The organism is Pseudomonas sp. SWRI50 (assembly GCF_014269095.1).
Taxonomy (GTDB): domain Bacteria; phylum Pseudomonadota; class Gammaproteobacteria; order Pseudomonadales; family Pseudomonadaceae; genus Aquipseudomonas; species Aquipseudomonas kermanshahensis.
Genome location: NZ_JABWRW010000004.1, coordinates 63358 through 80745 on the forward strand (window position 1 = coordinate 63358; position 17388 = coordinate 80745).

Below are 17388 nucleotides of genomic sequence, written 5' to 3' on the forward strand. Positions count from 1 at the left end.
CATGAACAAGCTGGCCGAGATGGTTCAAGCACAGTTGCTCGATGCCATCGAAAAGGATGACCTGGTCCTGCCGACCCTGCCCGAGGTTGCCTTGAGCATCCGCGAGGCCGCCGAGGATAGCGAGATCAGCGTGTCGGCCCTGAGCAAGGTGATCGGTCGCGACGCGGCCCTCTCGGCGCGCCTGATCAAAGTCGTCAACAGCCCACTGTTGCGCGCTGCGGTCGAGGTCACCGACCTGCATACCGCAATCACTCGCCTGGGCATCAACTACAGCTGCAACCTGGCCATCGGCCTGGTGATCGAACAGATCTTTCATGCCCGCTCGCCGGCTGTTGAGCAAAAGCTGCGCGATATCTGGGTCAACAGCCTGGAAGTGGCAGGCATCAGCTACGAAATCTGCCGCCGCTTCACCCACCTCAAACCCGACCAGGCGACCCTCGGTGGGCTGGTCAACCAGATCGGTGCCCTGCCGGTGCTGATTTACGCCGAAGAACACAACGAGCTGCTGTCCGACCCGGTCTGCCTGCACTACGTGATCGAGCAGATACAGCCCGTGCTGGGTGACAAGATTCTCAAGGCGTGGGAGTTTCCCGAGCAATTGGTCAACCTGCCGAGCCAGGTTCAGGACCTCGACCGGCAGACTGACAAGGTCGACTATATCGACGTCGTGCAGATCGCCCGCTGCATCAGCCAACGTGGGCGTAGCCGGCCACTGGCGGCACTGCCGGCGTATCGGCACCTGGGGCTGCCGTTCGGCACCGAACTGGAAGTCGAAGAGCTGCTCGAGGCGCGGAGCCTGTTGCGCTAGGCCGCCGAAAGCCCGCTACACCTACCCTCCTGCGCGATTCAGGTAGGAGCAGCCTTGTGCTGCGAAGAGGCCGGTAACAGCACAGCAAATCTTCGCTGCAGTCACTGGCCCTTTCGCAGCACAAGGCTGCTCCTACGGTGCCGGCGGGCCAATGGACAGTAAAACCCTAGTCAGCGATGAAGCTCACCCGCACCCGCAAGCCGCCCTTCTCGCCATCGTGCAGACTGATCTGCGCCAGGTGCGCGCGGCAGATCTCGCCGACAATCGCCAACCCCAGCCCACTGCCTTGGGCACTGCGGCGGTAGAAGCGCTCGAACACCCGTTCGCGCTCATCCTCGGGAATACCCGGGCCGTCATCCTCGACCTCCAGCACCGCCGGCGCCAGCACCCGCAGGATCACGTTGCCACCGGCCGGGGTATGCGCCAAGGCGTTATCCACCAGGTTGCTCAGCAGCTCGTTGAGCAAGGTCGGCTCACCCTTGAGCCACACGGGCGCCTCGGCCTCCAGGGCCAATGCCACGCCACGGTTATGCGCCAAGGGCGCCATGGCCATGCCCAGTTCGCGGGCCAACTGGCTGAGGTCCAGGCGCTGCGCGCCACCTTCGGCGATTGCCCGGGCGCCATTCTCGACCCGTGCCAATGACAACAGCTGGTTGGCCAGGTGGGTCAAGCGGTCCGTGCCTTGGGCAGCTGATTCCAACGTCTGCCGCCACTCCTGCGGCTCGGATGAACGCAAGCCCAACTCGACCCGCGCCTTGAGCGCCGCCAAGGGCGTGCGCAACTCGTGGGCGGCGTCTGCGATGAACTGGGCTTGGCGCTCGAACTGCCCGCGCAAGCGCTCGGTAAAGTGGTTCAAGGCCCGCACCAGTGGGCCCAGTTCGCGCTGCACCTGCACCACCGGCAAAGCCCGCAGGTCATCGGGTTGGCGCTCTTCCACGGCGGTGCGCAAGCGCTCCAGCGGGCGTAGCGCGGCACTGACCGCAAACCACACCATCACCAAGGCGCCCAGTGCCAGCATCCCAAGGCGCAGCAGGGTATCGGCCATCAGCCCGCGCGCCATGCGCACCCGCGCTTCTTCGGTCTCGGCCACGCGAATTTCCGCCATGCCGTTCATGTTCGGCTCGCTGACCGGCTTGAGCAGGCTGACCACGCGCACGTCCTGGCCGAGGTACGTCGCATTGTAGAACCGCGCCAGCGCCGGGTAGTCGTCGGTGCGCGGCGTGCCAGGCGGCGGCGCTGGCAGGTTCTCGTAGCCCGAAATCAAGCGCTGCTTGATGTCCAGCACCTGGTAGTAGATACGCCCGGCACTGTCGTAGGCGAAGGTATCCAGGGCCACATAGGGCACGTCCGCACTCAACGAGCCGTCGCGTTGCGACAAGCCCGCGGCGATGGTCCGTGCCGAGGCCAGCAAGGTCCGGTCGTAGGCCGTGTCGGCGGCTTCGCGGCCGTTCCAATAGGCGCTCAGGCCGCTGGCCAGCATCAGCACCACCAGCAACAGTGCCAGGTTGCCCAACAGCCGCCCGCGCAAGCTACCGTTGTCACGCATCGCGATGCTCGAGCAGATACCCCAGGCCACGGAAGGTGACAATCGCCACCGGGTGGCCGTCGAGCTTTTTGCGCAGGCGGTGGATGTAGATTTCGATGGCGTCGGGGCTGGCTTCTTCGTCCAGGCCAAACACCTGGGCGGCCAGTTGCTCCTTGCTCATCACCCGGCCTGGGCGGGCGATCAGCGCTTCAAGCACGCTCTGTTCACGCGAGGTCAGGGTCAGGTTGTCCTCGCCCAGGCTGAAGCGCCGGGTATCCAGGTCGTACACCAACGGCCCGCAACGCTGCTGGCGTTCGCCACCCAGCACGCTGCGGCGCAGCAAGGCCTTGACCCGGGCTTCCAGCTCAGTCAGTTCGAACGGCTTGGCCAGGTAATCGTCAGCCCCCAGGTTCAGCCCGTGGACCCGGTCCTTGACGTCACTGCGCGCGGTCAGCATCAGCACCGGCAGGGTCTTGCCGCGGCCACGCAAACGCGCCAGCACTTCGAAGCCATCCATGCGCGGCAAGCCGACATCGAGCACGGCAACGGCATATTCCTCACTGGCCAGGGCCAGGTCGGCAGCCACGCCGTCATGCAGTACATCCACGGTCAGGCCGTGACTTTTCAAGGCCTGGGCCACGCTTTCGGCCAGTTGCAGGTGGTCTTCGACCAGCAGCACACGCATCGGATTCTCCCTGCTCGGGTGGGGCGGTGGCGCGGAGTGTACCGCTGTCGACCGGCCTGTGAAGCCCCTTCTGACAAACCTTTCACGCTGAAAGGTTAGCGAAAGGTTCGTTACCTAGCATCGCACCACGGTCGCCCCACGCGCCGAAAAAAGCACCAGCAAGGTGCAACGAATAAGAACAATAAACGGAGTCATCGACGATGCTGTCATCGCAGCCGCAGGCATTCGTGCCTACCCGTTCCTTTGCCGCACGCCCTTCTGCCATCGCCAGCGCCCTTGCGCTCGCCGGTGTCGCGCCCATGAGCCAGGCCGCCTTCTTCGAAGACAGCACGGCGACCTTCGAAACCCGCAACATGTACTTCAACCGCGACTTTCGCGACGGCACCAGCGCGCAGCAATCCAAGCGCGACGAATGGGCCCAGGGTTTCATGCTCAACTTCGAGTCTGGCTACACCGACGGCACCGTGGGCTTTGGCCTGGATGCGCTGGGCATGCTGGGCATCAAGCTCGACTCCAGCCCCGACCGCACCGACACCGGCCTGCTGCCGACCCATGACGACGGCAAGGCCGCCGACGAGTACGCCAAGCTCGGCCTGACCGGCAAGGTCAAAGTGTCCAAGACCGAATTGAAGATCGGCACGCTGATCCCCGAGCTGCCGACCCTGCAGCCCAACGACGGGCGCATCCTGCCGCAAACCTTCGAAGGCGGCCTGCTCACCTCGAAAGAAATCAGCCACCTGACCTTCACCGGCGGGCGCCTGGAAAAGGCCAAGGACCGCAACGATACCAACTGGGAAGACCTAGCCCTCAACAACAAGAACGGCCGCTTCGGTGGCACCTTCACCGCCGACAACCTCGACCTCGCGGGCCTGGACTACCAGTTCACCGATCGCATCACCGGCAGCTACCACTTCGCCCAACTCGACGACATCTACCGCCAGCACTTCCTCGGCATGGTCGCCACCCAGCCGTGGGGGCCGGGCACCTTGGGCGCTGACCTGCGCCTGGCCGTGAGTGACGATGCCGGCGCCGCCAAGGCCGGCAACATCGACAACACCACCGTCAACGGCATGCTCAGCTACGCCCTGGGCGGGCACAAGGTCAGTGCCGCCTACCAGCACCTGTCCGGCGACAGCGCCTTCCCCTACATCGATGGCGCCGACCCGTACCTGGTCAACTTCGTGCAGATCAACGACTTCGCCGGTGCCGACGAGCACTCCTGGCAGATGCGCTACGACTACAACTTCGCGGCCCTGGGCATCCCCGGCCTGACCTTCATGACCCGTTACATCAGCGGCGACAACGTCAGCCGCGCCGATGGCAGCGAGGGCAAGGAGTGGGAACGCAACACCGAGTTCAAGTACGTGGTACAAAGCGGCCCGTTGAAAAACGTCGCCGTGCGCTTGCGCAACGCCACCTTCCGCTCGAATTTTGCCCGCGACGCCGACGAAGTGCGGCTGCTGGTGAGCTACAGCGTGGCCCTGTGGTAACCCAATAACAACAACGCTCACGGAGATTGACGATGACCTTTTCACTGCGCCGCCTCGTCCTCGCTACCGGCTGCCTGCTGCTGGCCGGCAACGCCCTCGCTGCCGAACCGAAACGCCCTGAATGCATCGCCCCTGCCTCGCCCGGCGGTGGCTTCGACCTGACCTGCAAACTGGTGCAGAGCGCCTTGGTGCAGGAGAAGATCCTCAGCAAGCCCATGCGTGTCACCTACATGCCCGGCGGCGTCGGCGCGGTGGCCTACAACGCCGTGGTGGCCCACCGCCCAGCGGATGCCGGCACCCTGGTGGCATGGTCCAGCGGCTCGCTGCTGAACCTGGCCCAAGGCAAGTTCGGCCGCTTCGACGAGAACGCGGTCAAGTGGTTGGCAGCCGTCGGCACCAGCTACGGGGCCATCGCCGTGAAGAGCGATTCGCCCTACAAAACCCTGGACGACCTGGTTGCTGCCCTGAAGAAAGACCCGAGCAAGGTCGTGATCGGCTCCGGTGGCACGGTCGGCAGCCAAGACTGGATGCAAACCGCGCTGATCGCCAAGGCTGCCGGCATCAACCCGCGTGACCTGCGTTACGTGGCCCTGGAAGGCGGCGGTGAAATTGCCACTGCATTGCTGGGTGGGCACATCCAGGTCGGCTCCACCGACATCTCCGACTCCATGCCCCACATCCAGAGCGGCAACATGCGCATCCTCGCGGTGTTCTCCGAAAACCGCCTGGACGAGCCAGAGATGAAAGACATCCCTACCGCCAAGGAGCAGGGCTACGACATCGTCTGGCCGGTGGTACGCGGCTTCTACCTGGGGCCGAAGGTGAGCGACGAGGACTACGCCTGGTGGAAGGCCTCGTTCGACAAGATGCTGGCCTCGGAAGACTTCGCCAAGCTGCGTGACCAGCGCGAGCTGTTCCCGTTCGCCATGACCGGCGAAGAGCTGGACGGCTATGTGAAGAAGCAGGTGGCTGACTACAAGGCACTGGCCAGGGAATTCGGCCTGATTCAGTAACTCGCCGACTACCTGAACAGATCCCTGTGGGAGCGGGCTTGCCCCGCGAAGCTGGCACCTCGGTGCATGGCACCGGCTTTGCCGGTGTTCGCGGGGCAAGCCCGCTCCCACAGAGTCCGCGTCCAACGAGGATTCCCCGATGATCCTGCAACGCCTCTTCGCCCTGGTCCTGCTGGCGGTGTGCGCCGCCCTGGCCGTGATGGCCTGGCCGTACCAGGCTGCGTTTTCCTACGAACCGGTTGGCCCACGGGCCTATCCGCTGCTGATGCTCGGCCTGATGGGCCTGGGCCTGCTTTACCTGGCCATCCGCCCAACGCCCATCGTGCGCAAGGATGACGAGCCAGAACTGGACCGCGAAACCCTGATCAAGATCGCCGCCTGCGTCGGCCTGCTGATCGTCTTCGCTGCCACCTTCGAACCGCTGGGCTTCATCCTCAGCGCCATCCTGGTCGGCCTGCCCATGGCTCGGCTGTACGGCGGCCGCTGGCTGCACAGCGCCATCGTCGTGGTCGGCATGAGCCTGTTCCTCTACTGGCTGTTCGACCGCGTGATGGACGTGCCCCTGCCCCTTGGCCTGCTGAGCGTACTGGAGAACTGACACATGGATACCTTGAGCTACCTGGGCCAGGGCTTCGGCGTCGCCCTGAGCCCGTACAACCTGGTCACCGCCCTCAGTGGCACCCTGATCGGCACCGTGGTCGGCTTGTTGCCGGGCCTGGGCCCGATCAACGGCGTGGCCTTGCTGATCCCCATCGCCTTTGCCCTGGGCCTGCCGCCTGAGTCGGCGCTGATTCTGCTGGCCGCGGTGTACCTGGGCTGCGAATACGGCGGGCGCATCAGTTCGATCCTGCTGAACATCCCGGGCGAAGCTTCGACCGTGATGACCACCCTCGACGGCTACCCGATGGCCCGCCAGGGCCTGGCAGGCGTTGCCTTGTCGCTGTCTGCCTGGAGTTCGTTCATCGGCGCCTTCATCGCCACCTGCGGCATGGTGCTGTTCGCCCCGCTGCTGGCGAAATGGGCGATCGCCTTCGGCCCGGCGGAATACTTCGTGCTGATGGTGTTCGCCATAGTCGCCTTGGGCGGCATGGCCGGCGACAAACCGTTGAAGACCTTCATCGCTGCGCTGATCGGCCTGTTCCTGTCGGCAGTCGGCATCGACGCCAACAGCGGCGTCTACCGCTTCACCGGTGACAGCGTGCACCTGGCCGACGGCATCCAGTTCGTGGTGCTGGTGCTGGGGCTGTTCTCGATCAGCGAAATCCTCCTGCTGCTGGAAAAGACCCACCATGGCCACCAGGCGGTCAAGGCCACTGGGCGCATGCTGTTCAACGTCAAGGAAGCGGCTTCGGTGTTCGCAGTGAACATCCGCTGCGGCCTGCTCGGCTTCATCATGGGCGTGCTGCCAGGTGCCGGTGCGACCCTGGCCAGTGCCGTGGCCTACATGACCGAGAAGCGTATCGCTGGCGAAAGCGGCAAGTTCGGCAAGGGTGATGCCCGTGGCCTGGCCGCGCCAGAAACCGCTATCGGCGCCTCCTGCTGCGGCGCCTTGGTCCCCATGCTGACCCTCGGCGTGCCAGGTTCGGGCACCACCGCGGTGATGATCGGCGCACTGACCCTGTACAACATCACCCCCGGCCCGCTGTTGTTCGAACAGCAGCCAGACATCGTCTGGGGCCTGATCGCCTCGTTGTTCATCGCCAACATCATGCTGGTAATCCTCAACATCCCGATGATCCGCATCTTCACCCGCATCCTCGCCGTGCCGAACTGGGCGCTGGTGCCGGTGATCGCAATCATCACCGGGATCGGCGTGTATGCCGTGCACGCCACCACCTTCGACCTGTTCCTGATGGTCGGCATCGGCATCATGGGCTACATCCTGCGCAAGCTGGACTTCCCGCTGTCTCCGATCCTGCTCGGCTTCATCCTCGGCGGGCTGATGGAGCAAAACCTGCGCCGTGCGCTGTCGATCTCCAACGGTGAGCTGGGCATCCTCTGGTCGAGCCCGATCAGCATGGGCGTGTGGGTACTGGTGGTGTGCATGCTGTGCCTGCCGCTGCTGCGTATCTGGCGCAAGCGCAGCCTGCAGCGCCGGGCCATGGCTGATGCCTGATCGGTCGTTGCCCCTGTATTGGGCGACCGGGCTGGTCGGCCTTGCTGGCGGGTATCTCGCCAGCAAGGTCGGCTGGCCTTTGCCCTGGATGGTCGGCGCGTTGTTGGCGATCATCCTGGTGCGCTGCCTGACCCCCTGGCAGCTGTCGGAAATCCCCAATGGGCGCAAATGCGGGCAATGCATCATCGGCCTGGGCATCGGCCTGCACTTCACCCCCGCCGTGATCGAACAGGTGGGCAGCCATTTTCTGCTGATCTTCTTTGGTGCGCTGTTCACTACCCTGTCCAGCGTGATCAGCGTGTGGTTGCTGCGACGTACCGGCGAAGACCGCGCAACCGCCTTCTTCGCCAGCATGCCGGGCGGTTCGGGTGAGATGGTCAACCTGGGCGCGCGCAATGGCGCGGTGCTCAGCCAGGTGGCGGCAGCGCAAAGCCTGCGTGTGTTGGCAGTGGTGCTGTGCGTGCCGGCGCTGTTCAAGTTCTTGATGGGTAACGGCGTACCGCTCAATCATGCCGGCAGTGTGAGCTGGGGCTGGCTAGCGTTGATCGCCCCGCTGGGTATAGCCGCGGGCTTTATCTGGCAGCGGCTGCGCCAGCCCAACCCCTGGCTGTTCGGGCCGCTGCTGGTGGCGGCGACGGTTAGCCTGGCGGGCAACCTGCAGATCGGCCTGCCTGATGGCGCCAGTCAAATCGGCCAGTGGCTGATTGGCAGCGGCCTGGCCTGCCACTTCAACCGCGCGTTTTTCCGCCGCGCACCTTCGTTTTTGGGCCGTACGTTGCTGGCCACGGCGCTGTGCATGTTGATTGCCGGCAGCGCAGCGTGGGCGCTGAGCGTGATGACGGCGCTAGACCTGCGTTCGCTGACCCTGGGGATGATGCCCGGCGGGATTGCGGAGATGAGCCTGACGGCGGAGACCCTGCAGCTGTCGGTGCCGTTGGTGACGGCCTTGCAGGTAATGCGCTTATTGCTCGTGTTGTTTTTGGCAGAGCCGCTGTTCCGGCGCTGGAATGCAGGAAAAGCCTGAAACACCGCGTCGCCTGCTTCGCGGTGTTTCATGCCATCAAAGCGGCGGCAAGGCCCAGTTGATCGGTGCCAACCCACGCTGTTCGAGGAAGCTGTTGGCCCGGCTGAAGTGCCCGCAACCGAGGAAGCCCCGATACGCCGACAAGGGCGACGGATGCACCGACTTCAGCACCAGGTGCTTGGTGCCATCGATCAGCTTTTGCTTGCCCTGGGCATGCGCGCCCCACAGCAGAAACACCACGTTCGGGCACTGCTCGCTGACCACCTGGATGACCCGGTCGGTAAAGAACTCCCAGCCCTTCTTGGCATGTGAAGCCGCATTGGCGCGTTCCACGGTCATGGTCGTGTTGAGCAGCAGCACGCCTTGCTCGGCCCAGCTCTGCAGGTAGCCGTGGCTGGCGATCGGAATGTTCAGGTCGCGCTGCAGCTCTTTGTAGATATTGACCAGCGACGGCGGCGTGGCGATGCCCGGCTGCACCGAGAAGCACAGGCCATGGGCCTGGCCCGGGCCGTGATACGGGTCCTGGCCGAGAATCACTACCTTGACCTGCTGCAACGGCGTCGAGTTAAGGGCATTGAAGATCAGCGGGCCTGGGGGGTAGATCTCTTTGCCGGCCGCGTGCTCCTGGCGCAGGAATTCGCGCAGCTGATGCATGTAGGGCTGGTCGAATTCGTCGCGCAATGCGGCTTTCCAGCTGGGTTCGAGTTTGATGCGATCGTCGTCAGTCATGGGGCCATCCGTAAACAATGGCGCGACACTAGGTAAGCCTCCTCCGCTTGTCAAACGATCCGACCGACGACCGGCATGATCGCGCAGGCAGGCCATACTTGTGCGATGACCTGCGAGAGGTAGTCCATGTCTATTCATTGCGAGGTACTCACCGGTGCCGATGGCGCCTGTATCGGCATCGCCACCCTGGATGCACCCAAGGCGCTCAATGCGCTGAACCTGAGAATGATCGAAGTGCTCGGCGAGCAGTTGCACGCCTGGGCCCGCGACCCTGGTGTGGTCTGCGTGCTGCTGCGAGGCAATGGCGCCAAGGCGTTCTGTGCCGGGGGCGACGTCAGGGCGCTGGCCCAGGCTTGCCGCGATCACCCGGGCAGCGTGCCGCCGCTGGCCGCCACCTTCTTCGCGGACGAGTATCGCCTCGATTACCTGCTGCACACCTACCCCAAGCCGCTGCTGTGCTGGGGGCACGGGCATGTGCTGGGTGGCGGCATGGGGCTGCTGCAAGGCGCCAATGTGCGCATCGTCACGCCCAGCAGCCGGCTGGCGATGCCAGAGATCAGCATCGGCCTCTACCCCGACGTCGGGGCCAGCTGGTTCCTCGCCCGCCTGCCGGGCAAGTTGGGGCTGTTCCTGGGGCTGACCGGTGCCCCGATCAATGCCCGCGATGCCCTCGACCTGGGGCTCGCCGATCGTTGCTTCGGCGAGCACCAGCAGGAGGAGCTGATCGAAGAGTTGTTGCAGCTGAACTGGCAGGAGCAGACCGAGTTGCAGCTCAACAGCCTGCTCAAGGCTGAGCAGCATCGCGCCTGCGAGGAGCTACCCGAGGCACAATGGCTGCCCCGGCGCCAAGTGATCGATGAGCTGCTTGATGTCGCCGACCCCGCCGGCGCGTGGCATGCGCTGCAAGGCCTGAAATATCACAACGACCCTCTGCTGGCCGAAGCGGGTGGACGCCTGCATGAGGGCTGCCCGTTGACCGCGCACTTGGTGTGGGAACAGATCCGCCGGGCCCGGCACCTGTCATTGGCGCAGGTATTCCAGATGGAGTACGGCATGAGCCTGAATTGCTGCCGTCATCCGGAATTCAGCGAAGGGGTGCGCGCGCGCCTGCTGGACAAAGACAATCAGCCGCGCTGGCACTGGCCGGATGTGGCGCAGGTACCAGCGGCGGTGGTCGAGGCGCATTTTACCAAGGTCTGGGAGGGGCGCCATCCCCTGGCGGATTTGGATTGATTATCTGCAACCGGGCCGCTGCGCACCCCAATCGCCGGCAAGCCGGCTCCCACAGGTGCGGCGCTAGCCTTGGAGGCTATACAGTACGGGTGGGAGTCGGCTTGCCGGCGATTGGGCCGCACAGCGGCCCCAATTCATCACCGCTGCCAGTTGCGGCCCTGCCCCCGGCCGCCATCTGGCCTGCGGTCACGGTCCCCTCGCCCATTGGAATGCCAACGATCATTCTGATACCGCTGGCTGCCATTGCGATAGTCATGACGCTCACGGTCACGCCCATAGTCATAGCGCTGGCGATTGCCGTAGTCATACCGCGGGTTGCCATGCCACTGGTTCATGCCTGGCTGCGGGTGGGGCCTGTACTGCGGCACCGGCGCCGGGCGGTAATAACGTGGGGCGGGCTGGTAGTAGTAACGCGGCTGCGGCGTTACATAGTAGCGGTCGTATCGGTAATACCCCGGCGACACATAACGGTCGGTGGCGTAGTAATCCGATCGGTAGTAGCCCCCGCCGCCGTAGTAAGGGGCGCAGGCAGACGTCATCAGACCCAACAGGGCGATCAACAGTATTCGATAGGACATGGCGGCCTCCTGGACCGCTGGAGTGCCCGAACAGCGGCGCTGGCGAGCGTCGATGCAAAACGCGTTCATCGACACCGAATAAGACCGCCATACCGAGGTGCAGTGCCATTTTTGCAATAATTTGAAACAGGTGCGATAACCCTGAAAAACTTGCAGTCATTTACCGGTCATCTCACTAGAATGACCGCCTTGGCACACATCACGGGAAGATCATGCCTGCACGTTCCGCTCTGTTTTCGCAGCGTTCGCTGATCGTCACCCTGCTGATGCTGCTGGCCAGCGGCTTTCTCGCCACTTCCCTGCTCAGCTACTTCGCCTCACGCAGTGCCATTCGCGATGGCATCGTGAATACCGAATTGCCACTGACCTCCGACACGGTCTATTCGGAAATCCAGAAAGACCTGATCCGCCCTGTGCTGATCGCCTCGATGATGGCCCAGGACACCTTCTTGCGGGACTGGGTACTGTCCGGTGAGCAGGACACCCAGCGCATCACCCGCTACCTGGGCGAGATCATGGGCAAGCAGGACATATTCACCTCGTTCTTCGTCTCCGACCGCAGCCTCACCTACTACCAGGCCAAGGGCGTACTCAAGCAGATCAAGCCCGGCAGCTGGCGCGATGCCTGGTACTTTCGCCTGCGCGACCTCAAGGCACCCTATGAGATCAACGTCGACCTGGACATGGCCAACCAGGACAGCCTGACGGTGTTCATCAACTATCAGGTGCTGGACTACCAACACCGCTTCATCGGCGCGGCCGGGGTGGGCTTGAGTGTGTCGTCGGTGGTCAAGCTGATCGACGAGTACCAGCGCCGCTACCAGCGCTCGGTGCTGTTCACCGATGCCAAGGGCAAGGTCCTGCTGACCGGCTCCGAAGGTGGCCCCCACGGCTTGCGCGTCGGCCAGCCGCTTAGCGACAACCCCGAGCTGAGCGACCTGCTGGCACAGCAACCGGTACCTGGCGAAGGCAGCCACGAATACCGCGACAGCGACAACCACAGCCACTTTCTCAATGTGCGGCACCTGCCCGAGCTGGACTGGTACCTGCTGGTGGACAAGCGCGAAACCGGTACCCTGGACCGCATCCGCCACTCGCTGTACCTGAACCTGGCAATCTGCGCGATGATCACCCTGGTGGTGCTGTTACTGGTGCATGCGATGGTCAAGCGCCACCAGGCCAGCACCGAGGCACTGGCCACCCTCGACAGCCTCACCGGCCTGCCCAACCGGCGCAGCTTCGACCTGCTGGCTGCCCAGGCCCTGCATGAGGCCCAGCGCGACAGCGGCCCGCTGGTGGCCCTGTTGATCGACCTTGACCACTTCAAGGTGCTCAATGACACCCATGGCCACCTGGCCGGCGACGAAGTGCTGCGCCAGTTCGCCAATGTGCTGCAGGGCAGCCTTCGCCAGTCGGATATACTCTGCCGCTGGGGCGGTGAGGAATTCATCGTGCTGCTGCGAGAGGCAGAAGGCCGGCAAGCGGTGGAAGTGGCGGAAAAAATCCGCCGCCGCACCGAACAGCTGACCTTCAGCTACGACGACCGACCGTTGCGCCTGACCACCAGCATCGGCCTGAGCAGCCTGCAACCGGGCGATACCTTGCATGCCCTGCTGACCCGCGCCGACCGTGCGCTCTATCGTGCCAAGCAGGCCGGCCGCAACCGCGTCTGCAGTGAAGTTTCCGGACCCGACCATGAATGACAGCCAGCACTGCCCCGCCTGCGGTGCCCTCAACCAGTGCAGCCTGGCCGACCCCCGCAGCGCCACGCAGGCCTGTTGGTGCTACAGCGTGACCATCGACCCCGCCGTGCTCCAGGCCCTGCCCGCCGAGTTGCGTGACAAGGCCTGCCTGTGCCCGCGCTGCGCAGCGGTCGAAGCGCAACTGCAGGCAGCGCCGCCCGGCACAAAGCGCTAGACTGCGCGGCCTTTAACTTCAGCCCCCTTCGCCATGCGCCTCGACCGTTTTCTTGCCAACTTGCCCTGCTACAACCGCCAGCACGTTCGCCTGCTGCTGGTGCAGCGCCGCGTGCGGATCGATGGCCAAGTGGCAGTCGACCCGTTGACGGACGTGCGTGAGTTCAGCCGCGTCGAAGTGGATGAGCAACTGCTGCAGGCCGGGCGGCCGGCGCGCTACCTGATGCTCAACAAGCCGACCGGGTGCGTCAGCGCCACCCAGGACCCACAACACCCCACGGTCCTCGAGTTACTTCCCGCCGAACTGCGCGACGACCTGCACATTGCCGGGCGCCTGGACTTCAACACCACCGGCCTGCTGATCCTGACCAACGACGGCCAATGGTCGCGTCGCCTGACCCAACCAACGACCAAACTGCCCAAGCATTACCTGGTCGAGACCGAGGACGAGATTGGCGAGCATTATGCTGCCAAGTTCCACGAAGGCCTGTATTTCGCCTTCGAAAACCTTACCACCCTGCCCGCCCAACTCGACATTCTGGGCCCCCGCCAGGCTCGGTTGGCAATCGTCGAGGGGCGGTACCACCAGGTCAAACGCATGTTTGGCCATTTCGACAACAAGGTGGTGGGGCTGCACCGCGAAAGCATGGGCGCGATTCGCCTGGATCCGGCGTTGGCACCGGGGGCATTCAGGGCGTTGACGACCGAGGAAATCGCCTCGGTCTAGGGTATTTGCACTGGCCTCTTCGCGGGCAAGCCCGCTCCCACAGGTACTGCACAAACTTCCAAAGCTGTGGAGTCCTGTGGGAGCCACAGGTACTGCACAGGCTTCCAGCGCTGTGGAGATCTTGTGGGAGCGGGCTTGCCCGCGAAGAGGCCAGAAAAGGCAACACTGGCAGTGTCACACGACCGCCCGGCGGCCCAAGTCACATTTTTCCCCGAACGGCACTTGCAGGATCCCCAGCCCACTGCTTGAATCCAAATCGTCAGTCTGCATGTGACTCATGAGTCACGCCCGCAGTCGAAGACACCTTTTTGCCGGCCACCCAACGCCTAGATGCCTTGGGGCACGGCAAATTGCCCGCCAAAAACAATACCGTCGACATGTGTGCCAAGGATCGACACAGGGCCCGCGGTTACTCTTCAAGGCAAATGCCTACCTGTCATAAAGAACGTGCACCCTAGGTGACGCGAATACCCTTTTTGCGCCAGGAGTCGATGACATGAGGCCAGAAATCGCTGTACTTGATATCCAAGGTCAGTATCGGGTTTACACGGAGTTCCATCGCGCGGATGAAGCCGAGAAGACGATCATTTTGATCAACGGTTCGCTGGCCACCACGGCCTCGTTCGCCCAGACAGTGCGGAACCTGCACCCACAATTCAACGTCGTGCTGTTCGACCAGCCGTACGCCGGCAAATCCAAACCGCACAACCGCCAGGAACGGCTGATCACCAAGGAGACCGAGGCGCATATCCTCCTTGAGCTGATCGAGCACTTCCAGGCCGATCACGTGATGTCGTTTTCGTGGGGCGGTGCGAGCACGCTGCTGGCGCTGGCGCACCAGCCGCGGCGAGTGAAGAAGGCCGTGGTCAGCTCGTTCTCGCCGGTGATCAACGAGCCGATGCGCGACTACCTCGACCGTGGCTGCCAGTACCTGGCCGCCTGTGATCGCTACCAGGTCGGCAATCTGGTCAACGACACCATCGGCAAGCACCTGCCGTCGCTGTTCAAGCGCTTCAACTATCGCCACGTGAGCAGCCTGGACAGCCACGAGTACGCGCAGATGCACTTCCACATCAACGAAGTGCTGCAACATGACTTGGAACGGGCATTGAGTGGTGCGCGCAACATCGATATCCCGGTGCTGTTCATCAACGGCGACCGCGATGAGTACACCACGGCTGAAGATGCACGCGAGTTTGGTCGCCATGTGGGCAAGAGCCACTTCAGCGTGATTCGCGATGCTGGGCACTTCCTCGACATGGAGACCAAGGCGGCCTGCGAAGACACCCGCAGTGCGCTGCTCGGCTTCCTCAAGCCGACCGTGCGTGAGCCACGTCAACGCTACCAGCACGTACAGGGGCAGCATGCACTGGCCATCTGAGCGCCTCGGCGTCCTGTAGCCCATTACCCGCAGGCTATGGGTCGCCGACAAGCTTTTTTATAGCCCTTTTTATAACTTGGGCTTCTAATTCAATGAGGGTTCTGGTAAAAAGTCGAACGCAGACGCGGGTATAGTTTAGTGGCAAAACGAAAGCTTCCCAAGCTTTAGTTGAGGGTTCGATTCCCTCTACCCGCTCCACCTCGCATTCCCGCATGGCGTTCCAGTAACGTCATCGCTGTCAAAAGGAGCCTCGGCTCCTTTTTTCGTTTCTGCCTATTCGTTTTCATGCCCCTTTTGTTGATCTGGCCCATGGCCACTTCCCAGCCGTTGCGCTTGAATGCGCGGCCGGCGAATCCGCTTGCAAGCGAAACGGCTTGAAGCGCATATGCTTGATGGATTCGTGAAACATTTCGAAAGGACCGCGCATGTTTCTGTCCCGCTGGCTACCTGGCCTCGCCAACCTGTTGCACTACCGCCGTGAGTGGTTTCATGCCGACCTGCAGGCTGGGCTTTCGGTGGCGGCTATCCAGATCCCCATCGCCATCGCTTACGCACAAATCGTCGGCCTGCCGCCGCAATATGGCCTGTATGCCTGCGTGCTGCCGATGATGGTGTATGCGCTGATTGGCAGCTCGCGTCAGCTGATGGTCGGCCCGGATGCCGCCACCTGCGCGATGATCGCCGGGGCCGTGGCACCGTTGGCGCTGGGCGACCCGCAGCGTATTGCCGAGCTGTCGGTAATTGTCACCGTGCTGGTGGGCGTGATGCTGATCGGGGCGGGCCTGGCCAGGGCCGGGTTCATCGCCAGCTTCTTCTCACGGCCGATCCTGATCGGCTACCTCAATGGCATTGGCCTGAGCCTGATCGCCGGGCAGTTGTCCAAGGTGGTCGGGTTCAAGATCGAGGGCGATGGGTTCATCCTGAGCCTGGTCAACTTCCTCCAGCGCCTGGGCGAGATTCATGGGGTGACCCTGGCCATCGGCCTGTCCGCGCTGGCGCTGCTGATCTGGCTACCGCAGCGCTACCCACGGCTACCGGCGGCGCTGGTGGCGGTGGCGCTGTTCACGGTTGTGGTAGGCCTGTTCGGCCTGGACCGCTTCGGTGTCGCCATCCTCGGCCCGGTACCGGCCGGCATGCCGCAACTGGCTTGGCCACAAAGCAACCTGGCAGAAATGAAAAGCCTGCTGCGCGACGCCCTGGGTATTGCCACCGTCAGTTTCTGCAGCGCCATGCTCACAGCGCGCAGTTTTGCCGCACGCCATGGCTACGCTATCAACGCCAACCATGAGTTCGTGGCGCTCGGGGTGAGCAACCTGGCGGCCGGGATGTCCCAAGGCTTTGCCATCAGTGGCGCCGACTCGCGTACCGCAGTCAACGACATGGTCGGCGGCAAGAGCCAGCTGGTCGGCATCATCGCTGCGCTGGTGATCGCCCTGATCCTGCTGTTCTTCACCGCCCCCATGGCTTGGATCCCCCAGGCGGCGCTGGGGGCCGTGTTGCTGATGGCGGGCTGGGGGCTGATCGACATCAAGTCGTTGAAGAGTATCCGGCGCCTGAGCCGCTTCGAGTTCTGGCTCTGCCTGCTGACCACGGTCGGCGTGCTGGGCCTGGGCGTGCTGCCGGGTATCGTGTTTGCCGTGACCCTGGCGATCCTGCGCCTGCTGTACAGCATCTACCAGCCCACCGACGCAGTGCTGGGCTGGCTGCCGGGCACCGAGGGCCAAGTCGACATCCGCAAGTTCAAGGACGCCCGCACCGTACCGGGGTTGGTGGTGTACCGCTTCGACGATGCGATCCTGTTCTTCAATGCCGACTACTTCAAGATGCGCCTGCTGGAAGCCGTGCAGAGCCAGGCCCAGCCCAAGGTCGTGCTGTTCGATGCCGAAGCGGTGACCAGCATCGACGTCAGCGGCATTGCCGCGCTGCGCGAAGTCCGCGACACCCTGGCTGCCCAAGGCATCTTCTTCGCCATCGCCCGCGCCCGCGGCACCTTCCTGCGCATGCTGGTGCGCTCAGGGATGGCACGGGAGATGGAAGACAAACTGCTGTTCGGCTCGGTACGCGCCGGGATCCGCGCGTATCGGGTATGGCGGAACAGGAGTCGCCACGTGTCAACGCCGGAGTAAAACGCGTCAACGTGCTTACGCTGAATCCAGGCCAATC

General features: G+C 63.6%; 16 protein-coding genes and 1 tRNA gene. 13 read left to right on the forward strand and 4 right to left on the reverse strand.

Annotation, left to right across the window (positions count from 1 at the left end; genetic code table 11):
- Window position 1: 1 nt before the first annotated feature.
- A complete protein-coding gene (locus HU750_RS05805) occupies window positions 2-808 on the forward strand; it encodes an HDOD domain-containing protein (protein WP_027594139.1) in 807 nt (268 codons plus the stop codon).
- A 166-nt stretch (window positions 809-974) separates the two neighbouring features.
- On the opposite strand, the gene tctE is transcribed toward HU750_RS05805, so the two are convergent.
- Both tctE and tctD read right to left on the reverse strand, forming a co-directional pair.
- Window positions 975-2354 carry a two-component system sensor histidine kinase TctE gene (gene tctE / locus HU750_RS05810; RefSeq protein WP_027594138.1) on the reverse strand — a complete coding sequence of 460 codons (1380 nt, stop codon included), beginning with the start codon at window positions 2352-2354 and terminating at the stop codon, window positions 975-977.
- A complete protein-coding gene (gene tctD / locus HU750_RS05815) occupies window positions 2347-3018 on the reverse strand; it encodes a two-component system response regulator TctD (RefSeq protein ID WP_027594137.1) in 672 nt (223 codons plus the stop codon). The genes tctE and tctD overlap by 8 nt, the downstream gene beginning before the upstream one ends.
- 200 nt (window positions 3019-3218) lie before the next feature.
- On the opposite strand from tctD, the gene HU750_RS05820 reads away from it, so the two are divergent.
- From HU750_RS05820 to HU750_RS05840, 5 genes are all read left to right on the forward strand, one after another.
- Entirely contained in the window at window positions 3219-4508 is a 1290-nt protein-coding gene (locus HU750_RS05820; protein WP_186677586.1) for an OprD family porin, read from the forward strand.
- Between the two features lie 32 nt (window positions 4509-4540).
- Window positions 4541-5521: a Bug family tripartite tricarboxylate transporter substrate binding protein gene (locus HU750_RS05825; RefSeq protein ID WP_186677589.1), complete on the forward strand. Its 981-nt coding sequence runs from the start codon at window positions 4541-4543 to the stop codon at window positions 5519-5521.
- A 139-nt stretch (window positions 5522-5660) separates the two neighbouring features.
- Window positions 5661-6119, forward strand: a complete 459-nt coding sequence (locus HU750_RS05830) for a tripartite tricarboxylate transporter TctB family protein (RefSeq protein ID WP_027594134.1) — start codon at window positions 5661-5663, stop codon at window positions 6117-6119.
- A gap of 3 nt (window positions 6120-6122) precedes the next feature.
- Window positions 6123-7637, forward strand: coding sequence for a tripartite tricarboxylate transporter permease (locus HU750_RS05835; RefSeq protein ID WP_027594133.1), 1515 nt, complete (start codon window positions 6123-6125; stop codon window positions 7635-7637).
- Window positions 7630-8661, forward strand: a complete 1032-nt coding sequence (locus HU750_RS05840) for an AbrB family protein (RefSeq protein ID WP_186677592.1) — start codon at window positions 7630-7632, stop codon at window positions 8659-8661. Before HU750_RS05835 ends, HU750_RS05840 begins: the two co-directional genes overlap by 8 nt.
- 36 nt (window positions 8662-8697) lie before the next feature.
- On the opposite strand, the gene ung is transcribed toward HU750_RS05840, so the two are convergent.
- A complete protein-coding gene (gene ung / locus HU750_RS05845) occupies window positions 8698-9390 on the reverse strand; it encodes a uracil-DNA glycosylase (RefSeq protein WP_027594131.1) in 693 nt (230 codons plus the stop codon).
- A 126-nt stretch (window positions 9391-9516) separates the two neighbouring features.
- Between ung and dspII the strand changes: the two genes are divergently transcribed.
- The gene (gene dspII, locus HU750_RS05850) at window positions 9517-10623 is read left to right on the forward strand and encodes an enoyl-CoA hydratase/isomerase DspII (RefSeq protein ID WP_186677595.1); all 1107 of its coding nucleotides are present in this window, start codon (window positions 9517-9519) and stop codon (window positions 10621-10623) included.
- A 137-nt stretch (window positions 10624-10760) separates the two neighbouring features.
- Here the strand turns inward: dspII and HU750_RS05855 are convergent, their stop codons facing one another.
- Window positions 10761-11201: a hypothetical protein gene (locus HU750_RS05855; protein WP_186677599.1), complete on the reverse strand. Its 441-nt coding sequence runs from the start codon at window positions 11199-11201 to the stop codon at window positions 10761-10763.
- A 212-nt stretch (window positions 11202-11413) separates the two neighbouring features.
- On the opposite strand from HU750_RS05855, the gene HU750_RS05860 reads away from it, so the two are divergent.
- The 6 genes from HU750_RS05860 (at window position 11414) to HU750_RS05885 (ending at window position 17351) form a co-directional block, all read left to right on the forward strand.
- Window positions 11414-12904, forward strand: a complete 1491-nt coding sequence (locus HU750_RS05860) for a sensor domain-containing diguanylate cyclase (RefSeq protein WP_027594128.1) — start codon at window positions 11414-11416, stop codon at window positions 12902-12904.
- On the forward strand, window positions 12897-13118 hold the full coding sequence (locus tag HU750_RS05865) for a cysteine-rich CWC family protein (RefSeq protein ID WP_027594127.1): 222 nt from the start codon (window positions 12897-12899) through the stop codon (window positions 13116-13118). The genes HU750_RS05860 and HU750_RS05865 overlap by 8 nt, the downstream gene beginning before the upstream one ends.
- Before the next feature lie 33 nt (window positions 13119-13151).
- Entirely contained in the window at window positions 13152-13844 is a 693-nt protein-coding gene (locus HU750_RS05870) for a pseudouridine synthase (RefSeq protein ID WP_186677602.1), read from the forward strand.
- Between the two features lie 496 nt (window positions 13845-14340).
- Window positions 14341-15225 (forward strand): alpha/beta fold hydrolase, encoded by an 885-nt coding sequence (locus HU750_RS05875; RefSeq protein ID WP_186677605.1) that lies wholly within the window; start codon window positions 14341-14343, stop codon window positions 15223-15225.
- 124 nt (window positions 15226-15349) lie between these two features.
- Window positions 15350-15423: transfer RNA gene (locus HU750_RS05880), tRNA-Gly, on the forward strand.
- Between the two features lie 227 nt (window positions 15424-15650).
- On the forward strand, window positions 15651-17351 hold the full coding sequence (locus HU750_RS05885; protein WP_027594124.1) for a SulP family inorganic anion transporter: 1701 nt from the start codon (window positions 15651-15653) through the stop codon (window positions 17349-17351).
- Window positions 17352-17388: the final 37 nt, after the last annotated feature.

Excerpts from the sequence above, each read along its gene's own strand:
- HU750_RS05805 (WP_027594139.1), top strand. The coding sequence starts at position 2 with ATGAACAAGCTGGCCGAGATGGTTCAAGCACAGTTGCTCGATGCCATC.
- tctE (WP_027594138.1), bottom strand. The coding sequence starts at position 2,354 with ATGCGTGACAACGGTAGCTTGCGCGGGCGGCTGTTGGGCAACCTGGCA.
- tctD (WP_027594137.1), bottom strand. The coding sequence starts at position 3,018 with ATGCGTGTGCTGCTGGTCGAAGACCACCTGCAACTGGCCGAAAGCGTG.
- HU750_RS05820 (WP_186677586.1), top strand. The coding sequence starts at position 3,219 with ATGCTGTCATCGCAGCCGCAGGCATTCGTGCCTACCCGTTCCTTTGCC.
- HU750_RS05825 (WP_186677589.1), top strand. The coding sequence starts at position 4,541 with ATGACCTTTTCACTGCGCCGCCTCGTCCTCGCTACCGGCTGCCTGCTG.
- HU750_RS05830 (WP_027594134.1), top strand. The coding sequence starts at position 5,661 with ATGATCCTGCAACGCCTCTTCGCCCTGGTCCTGCTGGCGGTGTGCGCC.
- HU750_RS05835 (WP_027594133.1), top strand. The coding sequence starts at position 6,123 with ATGGATACCTTGAGCTACCTGGGCCAGGGCTTCGGCGTCGCCCTGAGC.
- HU750_RS05840 (WP_186677592.1), top strand. The coding sequence starts at position 7,630 with ATGCCTGATCGGTCGTTGCCCCTGTATTGGGCGACCGGGCTGGTCGGC.
- ung (WP_027594131.1), bottom strand. The coding sequence starts at position 9,390 with ATGACTGACGACGATCGCATCAAACTCGAACCCAGCTGGAAAGCCGCA.
- dspII (WP_186677595.1), top strand. The coding sequence starts at position 9,517 with ATGTCTATTCATTGCGAGGTACTCACCGGTGCCGATGGCGCCTGTATC.
- HU750_RS05855 (WP_186677599.1), bottom strand. The coding sequence starts at position 11,201 with ATGTCCTATCGAATACTGTTGATCGCCCTGTTGGGTCTGATGACGTCT.
- HU750_RS05860 (WP_027594128.1), top strand. The coding sequence starts at position 11,414 with ATGCCTGCACGTTCCGCTCTGTTTTCGCAGCGTTCGCTGATCGTCACC.
- HU750_RS05865 (WP_027594127.1), top strand. The coding sequence starts at position 12,897 with ATGAATGACAGCCAGCACTGCCCCGCCTGCGGTGCCCTCAACCAGTGC.
- HU750_RS05870 (WP_186677602.1), top strand. The coding sequence starts at position 13,152 with ATGCGCCTCGACCGTTTTCTTGCCAACTTGCCCTGCTACAACCGCCAG.
- HU750_RS05875 (WP_186677605.1), top strand. The coding sequence starts at position 14,341 with ATGAGGCCAGAAATCGCTGTACTTGATATCCAAGGTCAGTATCGGGTT.
- HU750_RS05885 (WP_027594124.1), top strand. The coding sequence starts at position 15,651 with ATGTTTCTGTCCCGCTGGCTACCTGGCCTCGCCAACCTGTTGCACTAC.